The organism is Streptomyces sp. NPDC044061 (assembly GCF_056434305.1).
Genome location: NZ_JBWKFL010000057.1, coordinates 29,878 through 41,244 on the forward strand (window position 1 = coordinate 29,878; position 11,367 = coordinate 41,244).

Consider the following 11,367-nt stretch of genomic DNA (forward strand, 5'->3'; position numbering starts at 1 on the left):
CCACCCCCCCACCGACCTTTCTCACTGTCTTTGGCTCTTCGTTCTACCTCCCCTGGTTCTTTCCGCCCCCCCCCCCCCCCCCCCCCCAACCCCCCCCCCCCCCCCCCCCCCCCCCCCGGCGCCGTGAGGACGGCGGCGGGATCCGGCTTCCCGCCACTTAAAAGGGCGCGCCGAGGCGACACCACCGCCGGCGTGCCCCTCCCGAAGTCCCGACCGGCGTTCCCGGACGGTCATCCCCCCGGTGCCGGGCGGTGCGCCACACCGCCCGGGAGGCCCCTGGCGACCCTCGCCCCTGCATGGCCGCCGTACGGCGGTCGGACGGCGACACGCCAAGCCTCGCGTGTCCTTCCACCCGCGGACGGCCGGCAGACGTCTTTCGGCGAGAAACGCGCCTCCATAAAAGTCGGGGCGGCACCGATACCCACCCCAATCAGCTTCACCGCAGGCCGCCGCGCATTTTCTCACCGCACGACTCCGAAAAAATCCAGGGCATTTCCAGCGGCGTATTAACACCATCAGGCTCAGTGTGTCGCACCCTTGCCAACCGGTCTGCCTGGTGGGGGAGTTCACCTGGTCGGGTGCCTTTGCCGAGCAGAGCACGGATTTCCGAAAAGGGCACGGCAGCGCTGCTGAGCTGCCGTTTTCGATATCACGCCCGCATGCCCGCAAAAATTGATGGGCACTCAGTCCGCAACCAATCGCGGGGTATTTGTGTAGCGTCAGGATCAGTAGCAGGGCTAAACCGGCCCTGGTGTTTGAAAGGAGATCAGGTGAAGACCATTGCTAAGGCAGTAGCGGGCACGCTTTTGGCGGCCGGTGCTGTCATGGCGCCTCTCTCGATGGAGGCATCCGCTGCCCCGGCGGCGGTCCACGCGACGGCAGTGGCGCCCTCGTTCCACCCGGGCCACCACCACGCCTACGGCTACCGCCACTTCGATGACTGGCGGCGGGGCTGCGACGACGACCGCTACGGCCGCTTCGACCGCTGGCGTCACCGCAACCACTGCCGCTACGACCGCTACGACGACTGGGACCAGTACCGGTACGGCAACCACCACCGTGTCTCCTACTGGGACTGCGACTGACGTCGTCAGCCAGCACCACATCCGAGCCGCCCGCGGTCAGCGCCCCTGACCGCGGGCGGCGGCCGGTAGGTGTCGCCCCCGGCGTCCAGGTCGTTCGCGACGCGGCGCGCTGTCACGATTCCCGTCATGCACATCAGCCTGACGGTCATGTTGGTGGCGCGCCAAGCGACTTGAGGAGCCTCAAAGGAGCCCTCCAGGCGTGGCGGGCCCGTGCCGGTGCTCGACGGACTCGGCCTGCCGGCTGCGGCCGTGCGCCCGGACCGGCCGGCCGTAGGACCGCGGAACGGGCCGGTAGATCCGTACGGGGATGCGATGGGTTCCACGCGTTGAGCCGGACCGCCCACCGCCGCCCCACACCGGACGGCCGGTCGTCCGGACGTACGGCCCTGTCCCTGTCCAAAGCGGCCGGCCGGCGCGGAGTTCGTAGCGCCGTGCGTCACAGCGCACTCGATCGCGCACCGCGCAGAGGCGCTGGTGAGGGTGCCGAGGAGGACGAGGGCGGCGTTCACCGCGAGGGCCGTCTTCAGCCCGCCGAGGACGGCGGAGGTTCCCGTGCCGGTCATCGCGGCGGTGGCGATCGTGCTCATGATCGGTGTGCCCATGGTGATGCCGATCTGCTGAGTCATGGTTGCGAGCCCGGTGGCCAGGCCCTGTTCGTGGTCGGCGAGGCCGGAGGTGGCGGTGACCACGAATCCGACGATGACGAGCAGGTTGCCGGCACCGCCGGCGAAGGTGGCGACCAGCAGCAGCCACATCCAGGAGCGGTCGTCGTCGAGGCCGAGCAGCGCGGCCGTGAACACGGCCCTGCAGGACGCCGCCGGTGATCAGCGTCTGCCTGCTGCCGACCTTCCCGATGACCTTCGGGGCGACCGAGCCGCCGACGACCGTTTGGACGCCCAGCACGCCGAAGGACAGACTGGCGGCCAGCGGGGAGAGGCCGAGCACCTCCTTCAGGTAGAGGGTCAGCAGGAAGACCGGGGAGGTCTCGGTGAGGAAGGCGATCAGACCGGCGACGTTGCCCCAGGCCGACGTTGCCCCAGGCCACCGAACGCCTGCCGAGCACGCCGAGCGGCACCAGCGGGGCGCTCACCTTGCGCTCGACGGCCCAGAACACGATCAGCAACAGCGCGCCGGCCGCCGGCGACAGCAGGGCGTTCGCGGAGCCCCAGCCGGCTCACCGGCCTGGGTGAGGCCGAAGACGACGGCCGGCAGACCGAGGGTGACGCTGATGGCGCCGGGCACGTCCGGCTTCGGGCGCTGATCCGGCCGGGACTCCTTGATGACCGGCGGGGCGACGATCAGGACGGTGAGGGCGCCGGGCACGTTGATGAAGAACGCCCAGCGTTAGGAGAGCAGGTCGGTCGGCAGGCCGCCGAGGATCGCGCCGGTGGTGAATTTGGCGGACATCAAAGCCCCGTTGAGGCCGAGGGCCTTCTCCCGCAGCGGACCTGGCGGGAGCGAGGTCGTCATGAGCGAAAGGCCGGCCGGGGTCACCGCAGCCGTCGCGAGCCCCTTGGAAGACACGGGCCGTGATCAGCACCTTCGGGTTCTGTGCCGGACCGCCCACCAGCGAGGACGCGCCCAGCACCACCAGAGCGCCGAGGAAGAGCCGGCGGTTGTGCGAACAGGTCCGCGACCCGGCCGAACAGCAGGGTGAAGCCCGCCGCGTACAGGGCGAACGCGGTGCCGATCCACTGCAGATGCGCCAGAGGGAAGCCCAGGCCCTCGCCGATCACCGGCAGCGCCACGTTCAGGATGGAGAAGTCCACGGCCGGCGTGAACTGGGCTGCCGGCAGCACCAGCCGAGGCGCGGGGCGAGGACGGCCGTGGCGGTTCCTACGGCCGTACCGGCCGTGTCCGAATCAGCGAGGTCTCTCCGGGGCGTCCCGAGTGTGCGGCTGGAGTTTCCGCAGACCAGGGTGGTCCGGAGCGCTGTAGCGGATGCAATAGGTGTGGTGCACGGGGCTTCACCCTGATCGTTCTCTGATGCCGGCTCGTGGGGATCGCGCTGTGTCGGCAGTTCGGCGCGCGGAGGCCGGCGCCCGGGTGCGGAGTTCTCCGATGAACGCCCAGTTGGCGCTGTCGAATCGTCAGGGCCGGACGGGGAGGTTGGCCTCCCATCCGTCGAGAAGTCGTTCGAGTCCCAGTTCGAACCCGCGCTCGGCGCTGTCGACCGCGTGGGGCAGTTCGGCATCACGAATGACGCGGGCGAGGAGTGGGTGGCGCCCGGTCTTGACGACTTTGTCGAGGTAGGGCGCGTGGGCGTCCATCCATTCCTGGTTGCCGACTCCGGAGCGTCGGACGGCTTCCTGTTGGGCGAGTTCGCCGATGGCGTAGCCGCGGACGAAGGCCTGCAGCGTGTTGACGACGGTGATCATGACGTCGATGTCGAAGCCGAGGGGATCGAGGGCGGCGAGTGCGTATTCGGTGGCATCGAGGGAGTTCGGTCCAAGTGATGGGCGCCCTGCCGCGAGGGAGGCCATCCAGGGATGCCGGTGGATGGTGGCCCGGGAGCGATAGGCCAGTGTCCGCAGGTCGCTGCGCCAGTCGCCGGTGGGGGCAGGCGGGCCGCCGTCTTCGGCCGCTACGGCGTCGAGCATGAGGTCGAGCAGGTCGTCTTTGGACGCCAGGTAGCGGTAGAGCGAGGCTGTTCCCGTTCCCAGTTCCTTGGCGACGCGCCGCATGGACAGTGCCTCGATGCCCTCGGCGTCGGCGATCGCGATGGCGGCGGCGGTGATCTCCGCCCGGGTGCGTGAGGGCGCGGGGCCTTTCGCGGCCCGCTCCGGCCGGTTCCAGATCACCGTGTGAGCGTCGTCCATCGGGTTTCCCTCCTCACTACTGCGCTCACTGTTCGCAGTAGTGCTATCGTGGCGCCATTACTGCGAACACTGTACCCGAGTAGAGCGTGTCCAGCCGAAAGGGAAACCACCATGACCACTCCCGTCACGATCATCGGCGCCGGGCTCGGCGGCCTGACCCTCGCCCGGGTCCTGCACCTGCACGGCATCCCCGCGACCATCTACGAAGCCGAGACATCGGCGGAGGCCCGCACGCAGGGCGGCCAGCTCGACCTCCACGAGTACAACGGGCAGCTCGCCCTCGAAGCGGCCGGCCTCACCGACGAGTTCCGCGCGATCATCCACGAAGGCGGCGAGGCCCTGCGCGTGCTCGACCAGCACGGCGCGGTCCTGCTCGACCAGCCCGACGACGGCACGGGCGGTCGCCCCGAGGTGCTCCGCGGAGACCTGCGCCGGATCCTGCTCAACTCGCTGCCCGACGAGATGATCCAGTGGGGACACAAGGTCACCAGTGTCCGCCCCCTCGGAGACGGAAGGCACGAGCTGACCTTCGCCGACGGGTCGACTGTGACGACCGGCCTCCTCGTGGGCGCGGACGGCGCCTGGTCGAGGGTCCGGCCGCTGCTCTCCGACGCGAAGCCCGAGTACGTCGGCACGTCGTTCATCGAGACCTACCTGTACGACGCCGACCGACGCCACACGGCAGCGGCCAAGGCCACCGGCGACGGTTCCCTGTTCGCCGTCACGGCCGGCAAGGGAATCCTGGGCCATCGAGAGGCCCACGCCGTTCTTCACACCTACGTCGCGCTCACCAAGCCGCAGGAATGGATCGCCGCCGTCCTCGCCAGTCCCGAAACGGCGGCGGCCCAGGTGGCGGCAGAATTCACCGGATGGGCGCCCGAACTCACCGCACTCATCACTGACGGGGAAACCGCCCTCGCCCCGCGCCCGATCAGCGCCCTGCCGATCGGCCACCGGTGGGACCGCGTTCCCGGAGTGACGCTGCTGGGCGACGCCGCCCACCTCATGTCACCGTTCGCCGGGGAGGGAGCCAACCTCGCCATGTTCGACGGCGCCGAACTCGGCAAAGCCATCGCCGCACACCCCGACGACATCGAAGCCGCCCTTGCGGAGTACGAGCAGGCTCTCTTTCCCCGCAGCGCCCGGTTCGCCGCCGAATCCGACAAGAACCACCGGCTCATCTTCGGCGACAACGCCCCCGCCGGCTTGCTCAACCTGCTCACCGGCCTGGAGCCGACCGAGTGAGCAGGACCCACAGATCCGCGATCGTGAGCCGCAGGCGTCGGTCTGGCCGCCCCCACGGCCGGCACCCGCACGGACGAGCGGCTGCTGACGTTGAAGCAGATCGCCGCCGCGTTCGGCGACGTGCCGAGCGACCGCGCCGACGCTGGGGCGTGCGTAGCGCTCCAGGGAGCGGACGGAGGCGTGGCGGCAGCGGGCCGGCAGCATTGGGGTGGAGGCGGCCAGGAGACCGCCAAGACGTTCGTGTCCTGCATTCTCGGCAAACCAGGGCTTCGCGCCCCCCTTCAGATTGGTCGTGTACGCCTACCGCCGGGGGCTGGTGATCTGATGCGGGTCCGCACAGCGGCCGGCCGTGCGGCATCGAAGTGGTCGCGTGGACGTATAGGTGAAGGAGCCGGACGGCGCCGACTACGACGCTCCGCCCATGGCCAGCGCGGTTCGCGCCAGCCCGCGCAGCCAGGCGTGGGCGTGGTCGGTGTCGTAGCGCTGATGCCATGACAGGTATATCGGTGCCGACGGCAGTTCGAGCGGGAGGGGGAGCACGACCAGGCCGAGGTCGGCGACCGCTGACCGCGTGGTGGCTTCGGGGACGCAGACCAGGAGATCGGAGCCGCGCGCGAACTCCAGCGCGGCCGCTTCCGTGGGCGCGGTCGCCACCACGCGGCGGGTGAGGCCGAGCCGCGCGAGGGCGTCGTCGAGGGCATTACTGAGGTTTCCACGTCGCGAGACGGTGACGTGCTCAGCGGCGGCGTACCGCTTCGCGGTGACGGCCCTGACACGGGTGAGGGGGTGCCTCTGCCTCACGACGATGACGAGGCGGCTCTCGCCCACGTTCTCGGCACGGATGTCCGGTGCGCTCGGGCGGTTGGCGTTCGCCTCCAGGTCCACCTCGCCGCGCCGCAACTCGGGGGTGCCGATGCTCGATTCCGCGACGAAGCGCAATCGCACGCCCGGCGCCTCTTCACGCACGGCCGAGAGCAGTGTGGGGCCGCTCAAGGCGACCAGGGAATCATGCCAGCGGAGTGTGAAGGTGCGCTCCAACGTTGCCAGATCGAGTTCACGGCTCGGTGCCAGCACCCCCTGGACCTGGTGCAGCAGCTCGTGCACCTGTTCCCGGACGGCGATCGCGTACGGCGTCGGGGTCATCGTGCGGCCGGTGCGCACCAGGATCTGATCCCCGGTCGTGCGCCGGATTCGGCCCAGACTCCGACTCATTGCGGGGGCGGTGACATGCAGGCGTGCGGCCGCCCCGGCCACACTGCCCTCCTCCAGCAGCGCGTCGAGCGCGGCCAGCAGGTTCAAATCCAATTGCATGTGAGTAATCCTAGCCGTGCTTTACATGCATTTGAAGTTAATCAAGGGGCTGTATACCTTCGAGACCAGAGCGCTGAACAGAGCGCACGGTTCGGCCCGAACGGCCTCATCACCTCCTACTCAAAAGGGAGTTCACCATGTCCGAAATGCTTCAGACCACTGACGTCGCCGCCTTGGACGCCGACCTGCTCGGCCAGACCGCGATCGCCGTGCGTGCGGCCGGCTCGGCGCTGCGCGGGCGCTTCGGCGAGGTGGTCCGCTACCAGACCCGCGAAGAGCTGATGCGCGCGCTCGCCGTCAACGACGACACGGCCCTCGACATCCTGCGCCCCCGCCTCACACGCCTGCGTCCGAATGCTGGGTGGGTGGAGGACGAGCTGGACGGCGGGGCGCTGCCGCCCGGCGAATGGTGGGTCGTGGATCCGGCCGAAGGCAACGTCAACCACCTGCACGCCCTGCCGGAGTGGGCGGTGACCGCCACCCTCGTGCGTGAGAACCAGCCGGTGCTCACCGCGGTCCACCTGCCGTTGACCGGCGAGACCTACACCGCGCTCGCCGGCGCGGGCGCCCACCTCGACGGCCGACCGCTGCACGTCTCCCGGACCGCGGACCTCGGCCTGAGCATCGTGGCCACCAGCCAGGCCCGGCCGGACGAGGACGACAACGTCGTGCGACGCGTCGGCTCCTCGATCACCGCGATGCTCCTCGACGCGCTCGTCGTCCGCACCGCCGTGCCCGCAACCCTGCACCTGCTGAACGTGGCCGCCGGCCGGATCGACGCCTTCTGGCAGTTCGCCGGCGCCCGCGCGGACCTGCTGCCCGGGGCGCTGCTCGTCACCGAGGCCGGCGGACAGATCTCCGACGCCCAGGGCCGCCCCTGGACCCCGCAGAGCGAGAGCCTCCTGGCCGCCGCACCCGGCGTCCATGCCGAGGCCGTCGCCACGCTCTCACGCTGACCGGGCACCACAACCTGCACGCACGGAAGGACCAGATCATCATGACCACGATCGCAGTTCTCGGAAACGGCCGCGTCGGCGGCACTCTGGCCACAGCCCTCACCCGGGCAGGGCATGAGGTGACCGTGGCGGACCGCGCACCGGGCGCCGCCGCCGACGCTGCCCGGACAGCCCAGATCGTCATCAACGCCACCCCGGGAGCCGGCTCGCTGGACCGGCTCGTCGCCCTGCGCGAGGAACTGCGCGACAAGATCCTCGTCGACGTCTCCAACGCCACCGTCGACGGACCGGACGGACTGCCTGCCCACCTGATCTACCCCGGCTCAAGCCTCGCCGAGCAACTCCAGGAAGCGCTCCCGAAAACGCGCGTCGTCAAGACACTCAACACCATGCTCTTCCCGGTGATGACCGCGCCGGCCACGCTCACCCAGGCGCCCGACGCCTTCCTCTCCGGCGACGACCCGCAGGCCAAGCAGACCGTCCGTGAACTGCTCATCAACCTCGGCTGGCGCAAGGAGTGGATCACTGATCTCGGCGGGATCCAAACCGCCCGCGCCACGGAGGCCGCGATACTGTTCGTGCCGCACGTGATTCGGTCCAGCGGATTCGCGCCCTTCGCGATCTCGATCGCCCGCTGATCCGCACACAGTGCACCGCCGCCGGTGGGCCCACATCCAGAACAGATACGCCGCCGACCGCCGACCGCCGACCGCCGACCGCCGACCGCCGGCCGTCAAGCGGCCGGCCCGGGCTCTGCTCAGCCCAGTGGGCGGTTGAGCTGGGCCATGAGCTCAACCGTTGGCCCCCCGGGGCGGCGGCGAGCCCATCACCCTGGTCCTGGAGTTTGAGCTCCAGGTCGACGGCCTGCTGTTCGAGGGTGGTGATCCGGGCCTTGAGCTGCTCGGTGTCCTCGGGGCCACCGATGCCCACCTCGCGCCAGACTTGATCACCGAGTACCTCGCTGAGGCGCTGTTCGACGCGGCGGACCCGGGCAGCGAGGCGAGCGGTGCGGGCGTCGGCGGCCAGCAGGTCGGCCTGTAGAGAGGCCCGGCCGACCGCGGGGCCGCGGCCGGCGGGGACCGCGGGCGGTTCGGCAGCCTGGGCGTGGACCTGGGCGAGCAGGAAACGGTGGCGGTAGAGGAAGGCGCGGTCGACGCCCTGTTGACTGAACAAAGCCCGGAGTTTCTGCAGTTCAACCGGTAGATGGCCACTTTCGGCGGTACGTTCTGCGACCATGATCGGAGATGACGACCCCGAGCGGGATCTCAGTCGGGTCGGCTGATGGCTACGGGAAACCGCTACGAGCCCTACCAACTCCTTGATCCTGATGGGGCGGTGGTGGAGGCTGCTACCGCCTACTTCCGGGATCTCCTGGCGGCGGGCAGGGCAGAGGCCGCAGTCCGGTCGTATGGGCTGGATCTACTGCGCTGGTTCAGGTTCCTCTGGTCTGACTCCGGGATCGCCTGGGACCGGGCGACGCGCATCGAAGCCCGGGACTTCAGCAGATGGCTAGTCGACCACGCACCTCGACCAGTCCAGACGCGCGGCCGCCTACGGTCGTCGTTTCCCCTCAAAGAGAGCAGTGCGGCTTCCTCAACGTTCGTGGCTCGCCCCGAGTGGCGGACATCATCGCGGTCCGTGTCCTGACCGCCCACGCGGTGCACCGGCCGACCGCTGGAAGGAACGGCCGTCCGTGATGCCCGAGCTGCTCACGACGGTTGGGTGGTCCTTCCATCGCCCGTTCGCTCCCCAGGATCCTGGACGGGCTGTCCCTCCTACTCGTACGCGTGGTCGTCCTTTGACGGCAGGGACAGCATGGTGTCGTCTGCTGCGCCGCGGTGCAGCCGCGCCCAGGCAGGCCCGGCCGGCCGCGGGTGCCGGGTAGACCTGTCGCAAGTGCTGCTGATGGCGCCCGCCATGCCGGGCGCGTCATCACTGCTGGAGTTGCCGCGGAGCACGGCCCGGCCGGGCCCGCGTTCTGGCGTCTTGGCCGGCGCGCACAGCCGTCTCCTCGAGGTGAATCGAGAACAACGGGCACCATGTGCGCGATGCGCCCCTGGTCGATGACGCCTCCCGCATCCCGCCTGCATCACCAAGAATCCTCATCGATCACGGGAACCACGCCACCTTGCGCATGCAAAGGGATCGCCCTTTCTGAATTCTCTTTCAATGGCTTCGAAAAATACGGGGCATTAATTGTCCCTCTCTTGTTCAACGGATCCGTATAGGTGCACTGTTCACCTGGTCGAGTGCAGCTTATGGGCGTCAAGAGTGGCTGGAGGTCGTCCACGAGGGAAGCTGATCAGCTGTTTCTTCATCTCGGCTGCTCCCGCTCTGGATTGACACCAAATCAGCCTGCGTGACAACAGCGCGATTTAATGTAGCGTCAGATTCGGCATCGGAAACCAGCCCCGATGTTCGAAAGGAGATCAGGTGAAGACCATTGCTAAGGTGGCGGCGGGCACAATTTTGGCAGTCGGTGCTGTCGTAGTTCCTCTCTCGGCACCGGCAATCGCGGCTCCAGCGCTTCCGGGTACGGCCGCCACCATGCCGGTCGCGTCCTCGTTCGGCGGAGGCGGCTCGCATCGGATGCGGGACCCCAGGTACTTCCGTGGCGACAGCGACCTGCCGGGCTACCGTCACGGCGACCGCGACGACCGCTGGCGTCGCTATGACGACCGCGACGACCACTGGCGTCGTGACGATGCGCGCTGGAACCGCCATGACGACTGGTACCGGCGCTGCGGCTGGGGCTCCGACCGGAACCGGCACGGGCGCTACCGTCACCACTACCACTACCCCGCTTGGGACTGCTACTCCTACTGGCGCCGTTAGTCCGACGCATGGTTCGACGCAGTTCGCGCCGCCCGCCGTCACCGTTTCCCTGACTGCGGGCGGCGCCCTCGTGGTGGGTCTTCGCGGGCCTCCAGGCCCTTCCCGCAGCCGCACGTGTCAAAGTCCCGCGACCGGTCGGGCCGCACCGCCGGCCTTCAAATTTCCGTCACCTTGTATACGGCGACAACCGTTCCGTCCGCAGTGCGATGAAATTTCGGCGAGCTCTCCCTCAACCTGCTGACAGCAGTTTTGAACATTCGCAGTTCATCAGCTTCAAGAATGGCGCTGGCCGCCTTCATCAGGCTCTTTGAGCGATTTTCCCATTCTGCCGAATGCGGCTTGCAGGACATCAAGATCACAGGTTCACCAGTGCTGCCGCGAACTACTGCGGTCATTGATGTTCCTTGCACGAAGAGCACCTGTCACTCCTCCCGTCGGAGCAAGATTCCAAAGCTGCTGTCCTGGCATCGCATGAGTGTCCTGGCATCGCATGAGGATATCCGTAACTCACTTCCATTTCGGGTGCGATCCTCGAGGTCCTGGAAGAGAACACCTGGGCGATAGCAACCGCGGAGGGTTATTCAGGGGCCCGTCTTTCTTGATCGGCAAGGCGGCCCTGCTCGGTGGCCTGGCGTGTGCGACGACGTCAGATCTCCACCGGCAGGTCAGTCGCGGCGGCTGCACTGACCTTTAACAGCGGCTAACACAATGAGGTGCGTCGGGCCTGATGGCCGTGTTCATGACGGGAGTTGAGCGTTCAGCCGGTGTGGGGGCGTCGCCGTGGATCATGCTAGATGAGTTGTGGGACCGCCTGGAGCTGCTGCTGCCGCAGCCGCCTCGGCGGTTCAGGTATCCGGGGCGGAAGACGTTGCCGGACCGGGAGGTGCTGTGCGGGATCCTGTACGTCCTGCACACCGGCATCCAGTGGGGACACCTCCCGCGGGAACTCGGGTTCGGCTCGGGTATGACCTGCTGGCGTCGGCTCCGGGACTGGAACGAGGCCGGCGTGTGGCAGCGGCTGCACGAAGTGCTCCTGGCCGAACTGAACGCGGCCGCGCGTCTGGACTGGTCGAGGTGCGTGGTCGACTCATCGCACGTCAGGGCGCTAAAAGGGGG

General features: G+C 68.6%; 10 protein-coding genes and 1 pseudogene. 7 read left to right on the plus strand and 4 right to left on the minus strand.

The features are described from left to right. Positions 1 to 770 precede the first annotated feature (770 nt). A complete protein-coding gene (locus AC07CM_RS44280; protein ID WP_478882232.1) occupies positions 771 to 1,085 on the plus strand; it encodes a hypothetical protein in 315 nt (104 codons plus the stop codon). A gap of 467 nt (positions 1,086 to 1,552) precedes the next feature. Here AC07CM_RS44280 and AC07CM_RS44285 read toward each other — a convergent pair. Together AC07CM_RS44285 and AC07CM_RS44290 are read right to left on the minus strand one after the other, a co-directional pair. Further along, positions 1,553 to 2,887 (minus strand): annotated as a pseudogene (locus AC07CM_RS44285) (MFS transporter); the annotation flags it as partial. Between the two features lie 288 nt (positions 2,888 to 3,175). Further along, complete coding sequence (locus AC07CM_RS44290) at positions 3,176 to 3,904, minus strand: TetR/AcrR family transcriptional regulator C-terminal domain-containing protein (protein WP_478882233.1); 729 nt, start codon at positions 3,902 to 3,904, stop codon at positions 3,176 to 3,178. A 111-nt stretch (positions 3,905 to 4,015) separates the two neighbouring features. On the opposite strand from AC07CM_RS44290, the gene AC07CM_RS44295 reads away from it, so the two are divergent. Next, the gene (locus AC07CM_RS44295) at positions 4,016 to 5,149 is read left to right on the plus strand and encodes an FAD-dependent oxidoreductase (protein WP_478882234.1); all 1,134 of its coding nucleotides are present in this window, start codon (positions 4,016 to 4,018) and stop codon (positions 5,147 to 5,149) included. 405 nt (positions 5,150 to 5,554) lie between these two features. Here the strand turns inward: AC07CM_RS44295 and AC07CM_RS44300 are convergent, their stop codons facing one another. Further along, positions 5,555 to 6,460 carry a LysR family transcriptional regulator gene (locus AC07CM_RS44300; protein ID WP_478882235.1) on the minus strand — a complete coding sequence of 302 codons (906 nt, stop codon included), beginning with the start codon at positions 6,458 to 6,460 and terminating at the stop codon, positions 5,555 to 5,557. A gap of 137 nt (positions 6,461 to 6,597) precedes the next feature. Here AC07CM_RS44300 and AC07CM_RS44305 point away from each other — a divergent pair, with 137 nt between their 5' ends. From AC07CM_RS44305 to AC07CM_RS44320, 4 genes are all read left to right on the plus strand, one after another. Then, positions 6,598 to 7,416 (plus strand): inositol monophosphatase family protein, encoded by an 819-nt coding sequence (locus AC07CM_RS44305; RefSeq protein WP_478882236.1) that lies wholly within the window; start codon positions 6,598 to 6,600, stop codon positions 7,414 to 7,416. 41 nt (positions 7,417 to 7,457) lie between these two features. Beyond that, positions 7,458 to 8,054 carry an NADPH-dependent F420 reductase gene (locus AC07CM_RS44310; RefSeq protein WP_478882237.1) on the plus strand — a complete coding sequence of 199 codons (597 nt, stop codon included), beginning with the start codon at positions 7,458 to 7,460 and terminating at the stop codon, positions 8,052 to 8,054. A 160-nt stretch (positions 8,055 to 8,214) separates the two neighbouring features. Continuing rightward, on the plus strand, positions 8,215 to 8,457 hold the full coding sequence (locus AC07CM_RS44315; protein WP_478882238.1) for a hypothetical protein: 243 nt from the start codon (positions 8,215 to 8,217) through the stop codon (positions 8,455 to 8,457). A 1,506-nt stretch (positions 8,458 to 9,963) separates the two neighbouring features. Further along, the gene (locus tag AC07CM_RS44320) at positions 9,964 to 10,251 is read left to right on the plus strand and encodes a hypothetical protein (protein ID WP_478882239.1); all 288 of its coding nucleotides are present in this window, start codon (positions 9,964 to 9,966) and stop codon (positions 10,249 to 10,251) included. A 155-nt stretch (positions 10,252 to 10,406) separates the two neighbouring features. Here AC07CM_RS44320 and AC07CM_RS44325 read toward each other — a convergent pair whose 3' ends face one another. Then, entirely contained in the window at positions 10,407 to 10,670 is a 264-nt protein-coding gene (locus AC07CM_RS44325; RefSeq protein WP_478882240.1) for a hypothetical protein, read from the minus strand. Positions 10,671 to 10,990: 320 nt separating this feature from the next. Here AC07CM_RS44325 and AC07CM_RS44330 point away from each other — a divergent pair. Then, positions 10,991 to 11,367: transposase (locus tag AC07CM_RS44330; protein ID WP_478882241.1), on the plus strand; the 377-nt coding region annotated here is incomplete at its 3' end.

Coding starts and splice junctions, on each gene's coding strand:
- AC07CM_RS44290 (WP_478882233.1), bottom strand. CDS start 3,904: ATGGACGACGCTCACACGGTGATCTGGAACCGGCCGGAGCGGGCCGCG.
- AC07CM_RS44300 (WP_478882235.1), bottom strand. CDS start 6,460: ATGCAATTGGATTTGAACCTGCTGGCCGCGCTCGACGCGCTGCTGGAG.
- AC07CM_RS44305 (WP_478882236.1), top strand. CDS start 6,598: ATGTCCGAAATGCTTCAGACCACTGACGTCGCCGCCTTGGACGCCGAC.
- AC07CM_RS44295 (WP_478882234.1), top strand. CDS start 4,016: ATGACCACTCCCGTCACGATCATCGGCGCCGGGCTCGGCGGCCTGACC.
- AC07CM_RS44320 (WP_478882239.1), top strand. CDS start 9,964: ATGCCGGTCGCGTCCTCGTTCGGCGGAGGCGGCTCGCATCGGATGCGG.
- AC07CM_RS44310 (WP_478882237.1), top strand. CDS start 7,458: ATGACCACGATCGCAGTTCTCGGAAACGGCCGCGTCGGCGGCACTCTG.